The organism is Ruegeria sp. BI11 (assembly GCF_056538005.1).
Genome location: NZ_JBQFSM010000002.1, coordinates 264,568 through 279,637, shown reverse-complemented (window position 1 = coordinate 279,637; position 15,070 = coordinate 264,568). Strand labels below are relative to the sequence as shown.

The window sequence follows — 15,070 nt, the reverse complement described above, 5'->3', positions numbered from 1 at the left end:
AGAACTTTGCTTGAGCGGGGCAGGGGTGTTGCGTATCCGAGCAGCAGCTTGCTCGGAAGCTAAGGAAAGAGGGCACGACCCTTGGCAAACTGCTCGCGGATCTGAAGCGTAATCGCGCGGAAGAATTGTTGAAGGAAGGCGATCACAGTGTGACGCAAGTGGCGGAAATGCTCGGCTACTCTGACGCAACGAGCTTCGCGCACGCATTCAAGGGGTGGACTGGAGTACCACCGAGCAAAATCAAAAAGGATACCTGATCTAACTTATCAAATTCAAAGACTTAGACAAAACCAATGCTAACAAAATTGACAGAAGTTCACTTGCTTGAACGGGGAAACAATACACCATGGAAATGCTTGATCCGATAGAAATTGACAGCTTTGGCGCCGTTACAATCGGTATATTGGTCTATTTTCTTGGCGCACGGTTGACCCGTCGTTACGCAGTCTTGTCCAAGTACAGCATTCCGGAGCCAGTCAGCGGAGGCCTTCTGGCGGCCATTCTGGCTTTGCTTGTGGTTTTAGCCACTGGCCGTGCAATCAGCTACGAACTAAGCGCCAGAGACTTTTTGTTGGTCTACTTTTTCACGACAGTTGGTCTAAACGCCCGTTTTGCTGATCTGATAAAGGGTGGACCCCTTCTTGTGCTCATGCTTGGGCTCACGATTGCCTTTATGCTCGTACAGAACGTGGTGGGCATGATTGGCGCGCTTTTGTTCGGCATGCCGTCACAAGCAGGCGTGCTGTTGGGAACCGCATCTTTGATTGGAGGCCACGGCACAGCCATTGCCTGGGGCCCAACCATAGAAAATAGCTACCAAGTTGTCGGCGCTTCTGAACTGGGAATAGCCACGGCGACCGTTGGTCTGATCCTGGCCAGCGTTCTGGGTGGGCCCATTGCCCGTTTTCTCATTCAAAAGAACGACCTCAAGAGTGTCGACGACGTTGAAGAAGAAGTTGCGACGGTTGCGGAGCCAACTACCGACCAACCATCGACAGTTACTCATGTCGATCTGATGAATTGTGTTCTGTGGATTCACATCGCTATTGCGATTGGGTACTCCGTGTTCGAAGCACTGGAGGCAGCAGGGGTCAAGCTGCCCCTGTTCGTGCCGTGCCTCTTAAGCGGCATCGTACTGTCGAACTTGTTGCCGCCCTTGTTTCCAAAGCTCAAATGGCCCGCGGGTACGCCGGCAATGAACGTGATCTCCGAATTCAGCCTGTCAGTATTTTTGGCAATGTCGCTGATGAGTATGGAGTTGTGGACGCTCGCCAGCAGTGCGGGAGTTCTGATAACCACCATGCTCTTGCAATCAATCGCGGCCGTCGCGTTTATAATTTTCATCGTGTTCCGCCTGATGGGAAAAAACTACTTCGCAGCCGTCATATCCGCGGGATTCGCCGGTTTCTCTTTGGGTGCAACGCCAACCGCCATTGCGAATATGACCGCAGTCACGCAAAGGTATGGCCCTTCGCCAGTGGCATTTATTGTTCTGCCTTTGGTGTCAGCATTCTTTGTCGATTTGGCGAACGCGTTCATAATTCAGTGGTTTCTTGGATTTGGTTGAAACACTGTGTTTTGGGTCAAAGGTATAGAATTGCCTCGGCAGATCTAGTTCGGCTTAGCCACGCGTCGTGGAACCTGCGAAGTCTAGTTGTGAATGTCCGCTTAGGGCTGACTGCGGTCCTTTGAATTAAGAATGCGGATGGCTGCAAAGTCCCGCAAAGTGGTCGTTCATGCCCAGTGCAGCGGATAACCGCGTTGGGCCCGAAGTGGACATTCGCTGCGTCGGTCATGAATGATTGCTCTGCGGACAAAACAGCCGTTCGCGACATACGATGCAGCGGTTAAGGCGGATGCGAAGTTTGCAGAAGCTCGCCGCCGTTCACTCCTCCGTCTCCAATCACTTCAACCAGGGGCGATCCCTTCCCAGCCGAGACACCTTCAAGTTGACACGGCACCGCCGCTCTTGCCGAGTGGCGCGAACTTGGCGCGTTATAAGCGACATCTCTGTTGGCCTAGCTGAGACTTGTTCGAACCGGCCTCACAGTATCCATCGATATGCTTATTGATCCTTGTCAAGATTAGCGCGGGCAAGAAGTGGTACTGTCAATGGTAATTCAGGGGGGGGCTCATGGAAGAGTTGATTGAAATCGGAAGATCATTCGTCCAGGCCATGCGTGAGCGCAGGGGCCTTGCAAGTGTTGATGAAATGTATGCCGAAAACGCACAGTCGATAGAGGCAGTCGTGCCTCCGGTTCGACAATTTCGCGTTTCAAAGGGGCGAGAAGCCATCAAGGGAAAAAGAGAGGATTGGTTGGCATCGCATGAAATCCAAGAACTAGAATTGGATGGCCCCTACGTCCACCCACCCAACCGCTTTGGAGTCCGCTTCAGAGCCGAAGTCGTTCAGAAGGCCACGGGTGAGCGTATGACCCTGCGCGAGATCGCGGTGTATTCGGTGGCGGAAGGCAAGATTGTGCTGGAAGAGTTTTTCATGCTGCCGAAGTAAGAAGAGCGGCTAACAACATCGGCTATTTGCTGGTTCAATCAATGCGCACTGCTTTCGGGCGAAGTGAAATTCCGTGCGGAGGTCGGGAATGCAACACAGAACAGTGGCATACTATGTAGGAGTTGATGCTGACGACGCGTCGATTTTGGAATGCGCTGAAACTGCCCATATCCAGAACGACCACTTGAATTGCGTATTGATCGCGGCCTTACCTAACCTGCCTTACCTGAAGTATGGTTCAAACAGGTTCGTTGAGGCGGGTCTGCCCTCAAACTGGTTGGACGTTCTTCACGCGAAAAATGCCGCCCTGAAGTCTCGCGCCACTGAAGTTGAAGCGCTTCTTGCTGGGCAGGGCGTATCTGCAAATGTAACTGGCTTCATGGGACTTGGTGAAGAGTTACAGCAACTTGTAGCAGAACAAGCCAAATGCTCTGATATCGCTTTTCTAGACGCTGATTTGCGAAAAGACCCCGATTTATTTCACAAGATCACGTGCGGAGTATTGTTTCATTCGCCGGTTGCTCTGATGATCAATGGAGATCCGTTTGCCCAACGCGACTGCGTTTTTTTGGCATGGAATGACAGCTTGCCTGCGTCCAGGGCGACGCATTTAGCTTTACCCATTCTTCTGGCTGCCAAGGAAGTTGTAATTGGATGTTTTGATTTGCCGTCGCCTGAGGACGTAGAAGGTAGTGTGCACGGAACTGACCTAGCTGAATGGCTCGGCCATCACGGTTGCAACGTGACCGTGTCGCAGTTCCAGTGCGGGGGAAATTCAGTTGCACATTGCATTCAAGAACGAGCAAGAGAAGCGGGGGCTGATCTCATTGTTATGGGCGCTTATGGGCATTCCCATTTGCGAGAGTCAGTTTTTGGGGGCACGACGCAAGCAATGTTGGAGCAGACAAGTTTACCAGTGCTTTTCGGACACTGATGAAGTGAGCCGATAACTGTGACTTTCTGGGAGTCATAGCTATCAAAGTTCATCGGTAAATACTTGAGAAACTTTTTTAAGAGTTTGCCTGAGGTTGAAGCGTGTTTGCCCGCCCGTTTTCGCCAAGGAACTCTATCACAATCAACGTGAGTTCATCCCAGTCAGTAAACTCCCTTGCCCCTTCTCGTGGATCGATTTTTCGACCGAGCAAGACGACGTGCTGAAGAATCTCCCTCTCAAAATACCCGTAGTTTTCGGGCCTCACCGCGCCTGCGATCAAAGCCGTCGCATTTGGTTCAAAACCTGTTCGAAGAAGCATTTCGTCAAGATAGTCGCGTGCTTCTTCTCGACCTGACGCGAAAGCAGCTTTTAAACCGACGGAAAGCACGAGAGACTTTCGCTTCATTAAGGCATCTCTATTTGAAGCGACAAATGCTTCGAATGACTTGGGGTGCTTACGCTCGTGGACAGGGGCCAGGAGAATAACCTTGACCACATCGTCAAGTGAAACGTGACTGGGCATTTCATCGGTATTGATCAGCTTTGCGTCGAAACCGGCATTCTTCGCGAGATCGGTGATGAAGCGCGCAATCTTTGCTGTTTGGCCTTCGACCGTGGCGAAGGCGATGAGTAAGGTCATTCCGATCCTCCCAAAAATCGGTCTGAATAGATTGCTTATTATGAATAAGTGACGTGCGTTGCCCTTGATCTCCATCAAAGGCGTCTCATAGGGGCATATCTGGATCGTTGCGGTATGCTCATGCTGTCCACGCGGAGCATGTTTTTAAGGAAGTTCGTGACGGCATCCATCTACAAGAAAACCTGCCTTTTCGGCCGGCAGCCTTGAAGCTAGCCAACCCCTGGCGGTCTAGCTTTCTACCTTAAGCAAAAGGCCAAGACAGCGACGAAGATTGAAATACTGATCAACCACACTGCGAGTTTCACTTGTTGGCGTGCGGGCAGGTTTCTGAGCAGTCTAATCATAGTCAAACCTTTCAGACAAAATCCGGTGTGACGCGGTGCCCCGCTCAATCAGATGATCTTCGACCGTGCCCATCATGGCAGGGGGGCCGCAGAGAACAAAAAGCCAGCTTTCAAATTGTTCAGAAGACAAATTGCGGTCCAACAGATGACCGTCGATCAAGCCTGTCTCTCCGGACCAATCCTCTGGCGGCTCGGATAGAACAAATACTGTTTCTTCTTTGGACAACTCCTGGCGAAAAGCAATCTGTTCCTCCACCCGGTTGCCATAGATAAGCTTGAGATCGTACTGTGTTCCACTCAACCGCACCTGACGCAAAATGCTCAACATGGGCGCGATCCCGACACCACCTGCGATCAGAACAATACCTGTCTCAGTGCGGTGGCTGATCGACAGATTCCCGTGCGGGGCATCCAGATAGGCCGTGGTTTGCGGAGCGATCTGTCCGAGGCCACATGTGAAATCCCCAAGCTCCTTTATCACGAATGAAACTTCGGGGCCTTCGGCGGGTGCTGAACTAATCGAGAATGGGTTTTCATGCAGCGAAAAAACACTGTGGCCGACGTTTAGCCAAGCGAATTGCCCTGCTTCGAAGTTTAGTCCGTTGTGACCATCTGGCACGACGCGCAACTCCCATTGCTTCGGTGTTAGTCGAGACACAGACGTGACGCGCCACGGTCTCTTCCTCTGACGTAAAGGGCGAACGAGATAGACATACAGCAAAGTTCCAACTGCAATACTGGTTAGGGCAAGCCAGAGATAGGTTAGTAGCGGATGCCCACCGTAGCGCCCAGCATAGACTGTGTGATGCAACAGCAGGCACGCAATCACCAAGGCTCCCAGCCCGTGTAAGAGGCGCCATGTCTCGTACTTGTAATCAAGGGATTTACGCGCAATTGCCGAGGCGACCAGAATGAACAGTAAAAAATAAGCGCCGATGCCCGATACCAGCGCTGAAAAGTCGGTGGAAATCGTAATTTGGTTTGTTTCATCCCACGGTCGGCGTCCGCCAGAAGGCGTACCCTGATACAGAAGCGGGTGTATCAGCGCTAAGCCGAGTGCTGTACGGGCCATCAGCTGATGCACCCGCATGGTCACATCCATACCTAAGCCGGAGGAGATGAACCTGAACCGCCCAGACAGCAGGAACTCCACTAAGATTATTGAAAACGCAAGCATTCCAAGCCCGGACGCGAGCTCTTGATGAAATGATCGCGGTGGCCATCCCAGAGACCAAGAAAAACCCAAGGGAGCCAAGATCAGCAAAACGTAAATCAGCGCCAGATAAGGCCATTTCATACGGTTTTGCTCCACTGCGCTAAAGGTAGGCAACTCGGGCTCATTTAGAATAAACGCTAAGCTGACCTGGGGTTCCGATCAAGACTACTGAGATTGGTGTTAACTCCAGCACGACCTGGCAAGCCTGTTGGACGACGGTTCCCGTTTCTGTTCGTTCAACCGGTGCGAGCGATCTGGCGACGGATGAGGTTGTATGCTTGCGCAAGATCAAGGTGCTTGACCGCCTTTTCTGTCATAATGTTGCGCGCGCGAAATCGGACCAAAGGAGGAGGCTCAAAAAATGCTAGAAGACAAAAAATCCCCGCAACTTTTCACTGGAACGCATCCGCTCTCCGACAACTTTCGGCGTGAAATGGAAACCCTGATGTCGCGTTTTTTCGGGGGAGGATCACCTTTCCTACCAATGGAAACGGCTGCGCAACGCACGGGTTTTCCGTCTCTTGACATGACAGGTGCGATTTCACCGGCAATCGATGTCCAAGAAACGGATTCTGCGATTGTCCTGACGGCTGAATTGCCAGGGCTCGAAGAGGATGATGTGGAAATTGAAATCAAGGATCGCAGGCTGATCCTGCGCGGTCAGAAGAAGATTGCGCATGATGAAACGGGCGATCTGCGTGTCAGCGAAAGAAGCTATGGCAGTTTTTCCAGAGCCATGTCGCTGCCAGACACTGTGGAAATCGACAAGATTTCAGCTGAATTCGACAAAGGCGTTCTGCATATCGAAATGCCGAAGTCAGAGCCTAGGGATCCAAGCCGTAAGATCAAGGTATCGTCGAAATAGACGGTTTGGTGGATCGATACAGTGCTTGAAAAGACCAAGGCAGAGGGTCTATCGTGGATCGACCTTCTAAGAGTTGCGTCCTGATAAGTGTCTTTGGTTGAATCCGCGCAGGCACCGCAAGTATTTGTACAAATGTGTTTTTTGCACATTCGTACCAGGCCATGGGATTGGCGTTTAAGCGTGGTAGAATGCCCTCACGCGTTTGGGTAGGGGGCCACAATGCGAAAACCAGAAGAGAGTGGCATGACACCCTCAGGACATGCTGGTGAAGGTGAGGTGCGGGCCTTTCTGGAGAGCCTGACCGGACCATCGCGCGGAACCGTGAACTGGCTTGTTGATCAAGGCCTAACTGTTTCTGTTGACGATGGCAGGGTGTTAAGCCTTCGACCTGAAGACGACCTGCCTCCGCATGACAACGATATTGCCACCTTACAGTGGGCTGACGACGGTTACACTATAACCGCGTCAGCAGGGCGCAATGTATGGGTGAACGGACAAAAAACCTCATCGGCGTCTCTTAACCATGGCGACATGATCGAGTTCGGCGAAAAGGGCCCTATGTCTCGGTATAGGTTGTGCGATCACTCATTTCCCGCGCACCATACAGTCGAGGATATCCTCAGTGATGCATATGCTTACACCCGAACGAGCCGTCGACCTTTCGCTAAAAAGATGTCTGGTGCCCTGCGCGACAGTGGGCGGCGGCTTGCCTCTCAAACCACGATATTGTTCAGGATCACAGTTCTTGCGACGCTTCTTGTGATCGCGGGGTTTGGGTACTTGCTTTACCAAAACGACCGGCGCTTGGCGGATAGTATCGAACAGGAGTCCCGCAAGATCGAAGCGGTCGCGGTTATGCTCGCTCAGACGCGAGAAGACGCACTTACGCCTGATGACTTTGCTTCATTGCGTGACGCTTTTGAGAACCAGGTCTTGTCGACTGAACAACGTCTTGGAACCTTGGAACAGCGGGCGGGAGCACCCACGCGCGTAATCGCTGCTTCGATTCAATCCGTCGCGTTCATTCAAGGGGCTTATGGGCTGCGCCACGTGGAAAGCGGGAAGATTTTGCGGCACGTGTTGGGACCGAACGGAGAAAACCTGAAAACCCCGTTTGGCCAACCTTGGATCGAACCGGACGGGACCGGCGAACCCGCAGAATTTCAGTTCACCGGAACCGGGTTTTTGATTGCTGGGGCACCGTTGATGGCCACCAACCGCCATGTCGCTTTGCCTTGGACCTCGGGGAAACGAGAAAAAGCGCTGAACAACGCTGGTCTCAAGCCTGAAATGTTGAGGCTGCTGGCCTATTTGCCTGATCAGACGGAACCAATAGAGGCGCGTTTGGTCCGGTTCAGCGAAGCGGCAGACTTGGCGATTTTGGCAGTAGAGCCAAGCCGCGTTCACGACCTCGGCATTCCGTTGGCAGATGCCACGTCGCGTGTAGGTGAAGAGCTTTATCTGTTGGGGTATCCAACGGGTTTGAAAGCATTGATCGCGCAGGCTGGTCCGGGCTTTTTAGAGGAACTGGAAGCAGAAGGGACGTTGAATTTTTGGTCGATAGCGTCCCGGCTTTCCGCGCAAAGCAAGATACACCCGCTAGCAAGCCGGGGGATAGTTGCGCGGACAAGCGGGAGCGCTATAGTTTATGACGCCGAGACCACGACCGGTGGGAGTGGAGGGCCAGCATTGAATCGGCGGGGCGAGGTCGTTGCCGTAAATGCTGCGATCCTGCCCGAGTTTGGCGGTTCAAACATCGGCGTCCCGGTCTCACTTCTCAGAGCTCTGCTAGGAGAGGTCGAAAGCCAGTGATCATTCGCTCGTTCGGAAGCGCGAGTTTTGAACAAAGAACACTGTGGCCAGTGGAACGATCATCGAGATCACGGCCACGGAGATCAGCAAGTACCCAAGTTGGCTGTAGTCCGCGGTAGACGTGACTTCACCGGTCTCTGGATTTGTGACGGCGCGAGTGACGACGTATGTTTGGTTGAGGTATTTGGTGCTGAGGCTGCTGGCCGACAAAGCCATGTTTGTGAACGATGCCATCACCGCGAAGAAGGTCGCTTTTAACTGAACAGGGGCATTGCGTGCGATCCAAGCCAACATCGGGACCATGGCGATCTGTCCAAGCGGCGACTCAACAGCTGTATCAAGAATGGCAATGAACCTTGCGTCGACAACTCCGCCGGTATGCGCCGCCGTCCATTCGTGCACACCGTAGTAGAGGGCAAGGTTAGGCAGTGCGAGAACGCCCGCCGCAATCGTTAGCAACGCCACCACATGCGCAATCGAGCGGTTGGCCATAAATGGTCGAAGGACGATTAACCCGAGCAGGGCCAGCATCGAAGTCAACAAAGCCAGAATTGCCAGGAATTGCTCATCGAACCCCAGTTCATCGATTTCAAACCAAGTCAGGCCTGGTCCCGGCAGAGGAACGGCACGAAATACAAAAATTATTGTCGCTGTCCCGATTAGGGCTTTGGCTTGGGCCGGGTCCAACTCCTTCAGCAGACGCGACATGAGGTACAGGATCACAGTCAGGGAAACCGCAAAAACGGTCTCTTGCGCAAATTCGAAATCGGCAGTTCCCAGCACGATGCTGAGCACAACGAAGGCAAGGCCGCCGAGCAATATGGACCATTTGACTTCGGTGACTTCATCCGGTGTGTGAGGCGGGTGGCCGCGCTTGATAAGTTGACGCTGGATAAAGCTGTGAAGAACCACTCCACTGACGGACAACACCGGGATGGCCAGAGCTATCAGATATACTTGGCCATAAAGCGCAAGGCGTTCGGATTCTTGCAGTTCCTCGGTTCCAGAGAATATCCAGATGTTTACAGCCGCAACCGCCGCAAACCCGGAAATGATCGAAACTCTGCCCAAGGTCTGCATCGTTGTGTGCTGTGCACGAGTTTCTTCCGGCGAAAATGGTGCGCCGTTCTGGTCAACCTTTGGCACCGCCTCAACCGTCATGGCGTCGGCAACAACGTCTTGAATTGCATAGCCCGAAGGCGCCAAGAGCAAGGCAAAAACATACCAGTCTTCCAACGGCATGAAACTGGACATCTGCGCAGGTGCGGTCACGAGCCCGTACATGGTGAGCAAAGACAACGTGATCAAGGACGCGCCGAACAAGATCAGCAGGGACTTCCAGCGCCAAAACAGGTCCACGACATGACCAAGCGGCATTTTGAGTATCCACGGGATACCAGCCCAAAATGCTAGCCCTGCAACGAAAGAGGCGGATAAATCGAGGTAGTCTTTTAAGAAAAAAGCACCGACGACCGAGGTCAGGCCGGACACACCGGCCGCAAAATAGACCATCAATGGCGGCAGATAGGACCATTGCAGCTGCTGAACCAGATCCACAAACGTTCTATGCCACCAGGCCGAAAGTTTTGATCCCATGGAAGTTTGGTCAGTCGTCATATGACATGGCAGCTCGTTGAGGCCTTTGGGTCGTTTTGTCTAGTTAGAGAAATCCAGCTCCGAAAAGCAATGCACTGGTGATCACACCAAAGATTGGTACCACAAGAGGAACGCGGAAATGCTTGGCGGCCTCGTCCGGCTGCATCTTCAGCAGGATCAGCGAAATGTTGACGAGCACAAAGACGCCCAGAACGATCTGGGATGTGCGCTCTGCCAGAGTACCAATCGGTATAGTTTGAGTCAGCAGAACGATGATCGCCACAACCAGCAAAGTAGCAACAACCGGTGTCTGCGTTGCTTTAGGGACTATCGCCAGAACCTTCGGCAAATGGTCACGGTCTGCTAGTCCGTAGATCACCCGTGAGGCCATAATCATCTGGATCAGTACTCCATTGACTGTCGCCACAATCGCGACCGCGGAAAAGCCCTGTTTAACCACCTCAGGGGCGTTTGAAAACACAAGCGCGAGGGGTGCTGCGGACATCGAAAGAACATCGATCGGAACAACAAGTAGAACAGTCATTGAAGTTCCTAGATACAACACGGTCGCCAGAACGAGCGTTAGCAAAATCGCTTTTGGGATGGTGCGCACAGGGTCTTTAACCTCTTCCGCGACATTGGCCATGTCCTCAAAGCCAACAAATGCAAAGAAGGCGAGAAGTGATGCAGCGAAAATGCCTTTCCACGCGTCGAGTTCAAGCGGGGGAAGCATCGAACTGATCCCGTATCCCTGCGGATCTTGGATCGACATGCCCCAGCCAATCACAAAAAGAAGACCTGCGATCTCGATGATCGTGATGACAGCCGCAACAAAGACCGACTCAGTGATCCCCCAGAGCGCGATTAGACCCATGATCAAAACAACACTGATAGTTAAAATAGGGATCGCAAAACCGGTCAAAGCGTGAAGGTATGATGCTGCCCCAATTGCAACGGCCGAAGCGGAGATAACGCCCGAGGCTGCCACCGCAAGCCCAACGAAAACCGCCATCCAGTTTTTCCGAAATCCCGCCTCAACATAGGCTGCTTCACCTGCGCTGACAGGAAATCGAGTTGCGAGTTCTGCATACGAAAGCGCGGTGAGAGATACGACGAGCGCAGCTACAACGAACGACAACGCCGCAAACGGTCCGGCAATGTCTGCTGTTGCACCGACTAAAACGTAAATGCCCGCTCCGACCGTTACCCCAAGGCCATAAAGCGTGAGCAACGGGGTAGTAAGGGCCCGCCTGAGTTTCTGTTCGTTTGGATCAACAGAGTTCATAAGTGATTTCCGCCAACTGCCCACTCCGAACGTCGTCAGTGGCGTCCTTCTCTTTTTGTCTCGATTGGCGCAGCGGCTTAATCCTATGGTCCAAGCCGCACCGAATGCCTTGTGTCTCGACGTCTGGGCACATTGGGTGCCAATCAACTAACTGGGGGCTCGCCATCACTCTTGCCGAGCCCCCGTGGGTGGAACCTCCACTCCTTCAAAATTCCGTTCACCTTCGTGTTTACTTGGGGACAGGACGGTGAATGTAGAATATGTCCAAACATTCGAATTTCACTATGTAATTCGTATTGGTGCTTTGATCTATGTCAATCAACTCGCGGCTTCGGGTCTGCGAGGCTGAACGCAAACCAACTATCGTTTGTCGTCGGACTTAAAGGCAAAGCAAACATGTTAGGCGGTGTGAGATTTAGGGTGGAAGGCAATTCGTGATGCTCTGGAACCTGTTACCAGCCCTGGGTGGCATCGGCCTGTTCCTTATCGGCATGCTGTTGATGACGGACGGTTTGAAGGCTTTGGCAGGGGCGCGACTGCGAGATATTTTGGGCCGATTCACATCGACACCTTTTACCGGGGCGGTAACGGGCGCGGTCACGACCGCTGCAATCCAGTCTTCCAGCGCGACGACCGTCGCGGCCGTCGGATTTGTCGCATCTGGCCTGCTCACGTTTCCTCAAGCGCTTGGGATCATCTTTGGGGCCAATATCGGAACGACCATGACAGGTTGGCTCGTCGCGCTTTTGGGGTTCAAGCTGGACTTGGGGCAAGTGATGTTGCCCGTTGTTTTTGTTGGGGCTTTGCTGGCGCTTTCGGGAAGGAAAGCGGTTGCCGGCTTTGGGCTGGCGTTGGCCGGATTCAGCTTGATTTTCATTGGGATCGAGCAACTAAAGTCCGGGCTTGACGCCTTTCGCGGCGTAGTTACCCCTGCCGATTTTCCACCTGATACGCTGCTGGGCAGGATGAAGCTTGTATTGATCGGTGTCGTTATCACCATGGTGACGCAGTCTTCGAGTGCTGGTGTTGCAACGGCATTGGCTGCGTTGAGCGCCGGTGCTGTGAACTTCCCTCAAGCGGCGGCTCTGGTCATTGGAATGGACGTGGGGACAACTTTCACCGCTGTTCTGGCCACCTTGGGTGGGGGCACGATGGCGCGCCGCACCGGTTTTGCTCATGTGATCTACAACGTGATGACAGGGGCAATGGCATTTTTTCTGCTGGGGCCGTTTACTGCGGTCTTTGTAAGCGGGACGGGGGCTGGAAACTCTCTGACTGCGCTTGTCGCGTTCCATAGTTTCTTCAAAGCCATAGGCGTGGCGCTGATCTTGCCGTTCGCGAAACCCTTCGCCAGATTTGTCGAGGCGCTCGTACCCGACAAAGGGGCTGAGTTAACGAGATCTTTGGATTCACTCGTCCTCGGGATACCGGAAATAGCGGTGGATGCAGCAAAAGCTGCAGTCGAACAAATTGTAAGGGCCGAAGTGGCGCACCTTCGGTCATGAATGGGTATATCTCAGACAAGCGGAACCGAGTATGGGCGGGACAGCATCGAGACTGCTGTATCGGAAGCGCGCTCGTACCTAGACAAGATAGAATTGCCCAGCAGGTCCGACGCAGAGATATCCAGCATCAAGAGTATGTACCATGTCCTCGACCATCTTGACCGGCTGCTTTACCGGTGTAGCCAAGATGATCGGATAAGCGAGTTACCGAAAGACCGGCGTTTGCAGCGGCTTGCTTCGGTGTTGATTACAGCGACTGACGGCTATTTAGAGATCGACAATCCATTGCAGTGTGAAAGCACGCTGAACCGTCTTCGCCGTTTTATGCGGCGACAGAGGAAACTTCGCAGAGACTTGCTCATCTCCGACGCTGCGACTGACAGTCTGCCGGATGAAGTGGTCTGGGCTCGCTTGGATGCCCTCAGATGGTTGCATCGCGTGTCTTATCACCTCTGGCGAATTCGTTGGCATTTGAACGCATTGGAAGGAGTGCCGTCTGGGCGCAAGGGTGGTGAGGTCAATGACGGCGTGGCGTAGTTGGAGGCTGGACTTGATTAGATTTGGCACGTGCTCATGCGCTATTCGACCTAAACGCCAATCTTCGTGCTGAAGGGTGCAACATGAGCAAGGTCAAAGAAGTTTCTTAAGGATGCGCATTAATAAGATCTGCATCCGGGGCAGCTAATTGGAGGAGCGTATGCAGATTGTTCGTGGGATTTTACTGGCACTGTTCGTCACGGGGCCCGTACTAGCGCAGGAGGTCAGCGTCGATGATGGACGTGATTTGTACCGGACGTATTGCTGGCAATGTCACGGTTTCGAAGCAACCGGAGACGGGCCAATGGCGGAAATGCTGGCTATTCGAACACCTGACCTCACCAAATTGGCAGGCGAAAACGACGGTGTGTTTCCGATAGATCGTATAGCTGAACAGATTGACGGTCGTTCGCAATTGCTCGCCCATGGGGGCGAAATGCCAATCTTTGGTGCGGTGTTTGAGACAGACCAACATATCGCGGTGGCTTTGCCTAGTGGGCAACCAATGATGGTAGGCCTGCCGTTGGCGAATTTGCTCGCCTTTCTTGAATCGACTCAGTCTGAATAGTCATGGACCAATCTGCTCATCTGTGTCAGCCGTTCGTCTGATTGACATGAGAGTCAACGGCGGCCCCAACACCTCGAAAGCCACAGCACTGGCTAGAGTAAAGGCCATGATCGACGCGGCCCAATGTGGAAATTGCTCTCCGGCGATGAGGGCCATTCCTACCGCGACACCGGCCTGTGGTAACAAAGCTGGGCCGTACCAGCGGGTCTGACGGCTAGGCAGGCTGCCAAGTCTCGCTCCGCAATAACCCCCGACGAGGCGGGCGACGGCGCGCAAGAATAGGAAAAGACCACCAGCCCAGCCCATCAAGCCGAAGGCTTCAATATCCAGCGTGGCGCCAGCCAGTAGGAAGAACAAAATCATGAACGGCCACTGAATGTGCTCGATCTCATGAAAAGCACGGTCGTGATGGCGGGCAAGATTCCCAATAACTGCGCCAGCAACCATGCCTGCGACAAGGAACGAAACTTCAAGCCACAACGAAAGGCCTGCTGTCAGAAATACGATTCCTACCGCTTCGGCTTGCATTGGCTCTCCCGGCTTCAAGCGACCTGTGAGGTAAGCGGATGGCACGCCTAGCGCGGAACCCAACAAAATAGCCCCTCCGAAATCCCACATCGCTGTGGTCGTGACGGTGGCCCAACCATCCGAATGACCGGCCAGAACCAAGGCGATGCTGAAAACGATCAGACCCCAAGCGTCATCAATTGCGACGACGCCCTTTAATGTCTCGGTGAAGCTGTTGGACACCCCAGATTGCTTGATCACGTCTGTCATGGCGGCCGGAGCCGTAGCTGTAGCAATTGCCGCCAGCACCAATGCCAACCCGAAGGGTACGCCGATTGCGGTTAATCCAGCAGACACGATAACAAGGGTTGCAACCACGATTGAAATCGAAATCGTCAGAATGGCTCTGCCATGCCGAACCAGGTTCTCGCGGGTTAAAGAACCTCCAAGAAGAAACGCGACCATCGTTAAAGCCACAATGGAAATCTCGTCGAACCACATTGCAACGTCGAGTGGGATCAAACCCATTCCGGCGTTCCCGGCGATCAGACCGAGGAAAAGCAAGGTTGTAACACGAGGAAGATGCGTGACCCGGCCAAGTTGATCGGCCGCCAATCCGGCAAGGAAGAGGACACCTAGGGTAATCAGAAAGCCGGCAATGTGCATAGAGATCCAAGCGTTAAGTTCTTGTCTAAACTACTTTAACTCCAACCCTGCCATCTTGGAACCGATGTCGGAGAGAATGCCAA

The 15,070-nt window shown here is 53.2% G+C and carries 13 protein-coding genes and 2 pseudogenes; 10 read left to right on the top strand and 5 right to left on the bottom strand.

What is annotated here, in order from left to right:
- Positions 1 to 41 precede the first annotated feature (41 nt).
- The 5 genes and pseudogenes from ACR0DT_RS06155 to ACR0DT_RS06135 form a co-directional block, all read left to right on the top strand.
- Positions 42 to 257 (top strand): annotated as a pseudogene (locus tag ACR0DT_RS06155) (helix-turn-helix domain-containing protein); the annotation flags it as partial.
- Positions 258 to 346: 89 nt separating this feature from the next.
- On the top strand, positions 347 to 1,567 hold the full coding sequence (gene gltS, locus ACR0DT_RS06150) for a sodium/glutamate symporter (protein ID WP_480709900.1): 1,221 nt from the start codon (positions 347 to 349) through the stop codon (positions 1,565 to 1,567).
- A gap of 256 nt (positions 1,568 to 1,823) precedes the next feature.
- Positions 1,824 to 2,001: pseudogene (locus ACR0DT_RS06145) on the top strand (IS6 family transposase); the annotation flags it as partial.
- A 133-nt stretch (positions 2,002 to 2,134) separates the two neighbouring features.
- Positions 2,135 to 2,512, top strand: coding sequence for a SnoaL-like domain-containing protein (locus ACR0DT_RS06140; RefSeq protein WP_480709899.1), 378 nt, complete (start codon positions 2,135 to 2,137; stop codon positions 2,510 to 2,512).
- Between the two features lie 88 nt (positions 2,513 to 2,600).
- Positions 2,601 to 3,446 carry a universal stress protein gene (locus ACR0DT_RS06135; RefSeq protein WP_480709898.1) on the top strand — a complete coding sequence of 282 codons (846 nt, stop codon included), beginning with the start codon at positions 2,601 to 2,603 and terminating at the stop codon, positions 3,444 to 3,446.
- Positions 3,447 to 3,522: 76 nt separating this feature from the next.
- On the opposite strand, the gene ACR0DT_RS06130 is transcribed toward ACR0DT_RS06135, so the two are convergent.
- Positions 3,523 to 4,086 (bottom strand): flavodoxin domain-containing protein, encoded by a 564-nt coding sequence (locus tag ACR0DT_RS06130; protein ID WP_170426893.1) that lies wholly within the window; start codon positions 4,084 to 4,086, stop codon positions 3,523 to 3,525.
- Between the two features lie 336 nt (positions 4,087 to 4,422).
- A complete protein-coding gene (locus ACR0DT_RS06125; protein WP_480709897.1) occupies positions 4,423 to 5,727 on the bottom strand; it encodes a ferredoxin reductase family protein in 1,305 nt (434 codons plus the stop codon).
- Positions 5,728 to 6,007: 280 nt separating this feature from the next.
- On the opposite strand from ACR0DT_RS06125, the gene ACR0DT_RS06120 reads away from it, so the two are divergent.
- A complete protein-coding gene (locus ACR0DT_RS06120; RefSeq protein ID WP_480709896.1) occupies positions 6,008 to 6,511 on the top strand; it encodes an Hsp20/alpha crystallin family protein in 504 nt (167 codons plus the stop codon).
- Between the two features lie 243 nt (positions 6,512 to 6,754).
- The gene (locus ACR0DT_RS06115; protein WP_480709895.1) at positions 6,755 to 8,323 is read left to right on the top strand and encodes a trypsin-like peptidase domain-containing protein; all 1,569 of its coding nucleotides are present in this window, start codon (positions 6,755 to 6,757) and stop codon (positions 8,321 to 8,323) included.
- On the opposite strand, the gene ACR0DT_RS06110 is transcribed toward ACR0DT_RS06115, so the two are convergent.
- A complete protein-coding gene (locus ACR0DT_RS06110) occupies positions 8,324 to 9,919 on the bottom strand; it encodes an MFS transporter (RefSeq protein ID WP_480709894.1) in 1,596 nt (531 codons plus the stop codon).
- A 64-nt stretch (positions 9,920 to 9,983) separates the two neighbouring features.
- Positions 9,984 to 11,204, bottom strand: a complete 1,221-nt coding sequence (locus tag ACR0DT_RS06105; protein ID WP_480709893.1) for an APC family permease — start codon at positions 11,202 to 11,204, stop codon at positions 9,984 to 9,986.
- Positions 11,205 to 11,641: 437 nt separating this feature from the next.
- On the opposite strand from ACR0DT_RS06105, the gene ACR0DT_RS06100 reads away from it, so the two are divergent.
- The 3 genes from ACR0DT_RS06100 (at position 11,642) to ACR0DT_RS06090 (ending at position 13,814) form a co-directional block, all read left to right on the top strand.
- Positions 11,642 to 12,709, top strand: coding sequence for a Na/Pi cotransporter family protein (locus ACR0DT_RS06100; protein ID WP_480710277.1), 1,068 nt, complete (start codon positions 11,642 to 11,644; stop codon positions 12,707 to 12,709).
- A 135-nt stretch (positions 12,710 to 12,844) separates the two neighbouring features.
- Complete coding sequence (locus ACR0DT_RS06095) at positions 12,845 to 13,246, top strand: hypothetical protein (protein ID WP_480709892.1); 402 nt, start codon at positions 12,845 to 12,847, stop codon at positions 13,244 to 13,246.
- Positions 13,247 to 13,394: 148 nt separating this feature from the next.
- Positions 13,395 to 13,814, top strand: a complete 420-nt coding sequence (locus tag ACR0DT_RS06090) for a c-type cytochrome (RefSeq protein ID WP_480709891.1) — start codon at positions 13,395 to 13,397, stop codon at positions 13,812 to 13,814.
- On the opposite strand, the gene ACR0DT_RS06085 is transcribed toward ACR0DT_RS06090, so the two are convergent.
- Positions 13,815 to 14,987 (bottom strand): cation:proton antiporter, encoded by a 1,173-nt coding sequence (locus ACR0DT_RS06085; RefSeq protein WP_480709890.1) that lies wholly within the window; start codon positions 14,985 to 14,987, stop codon positions 13,815 to 13,817.
- Positions 14,988 to 15,070: the final 83 nt, after the last annotated feature.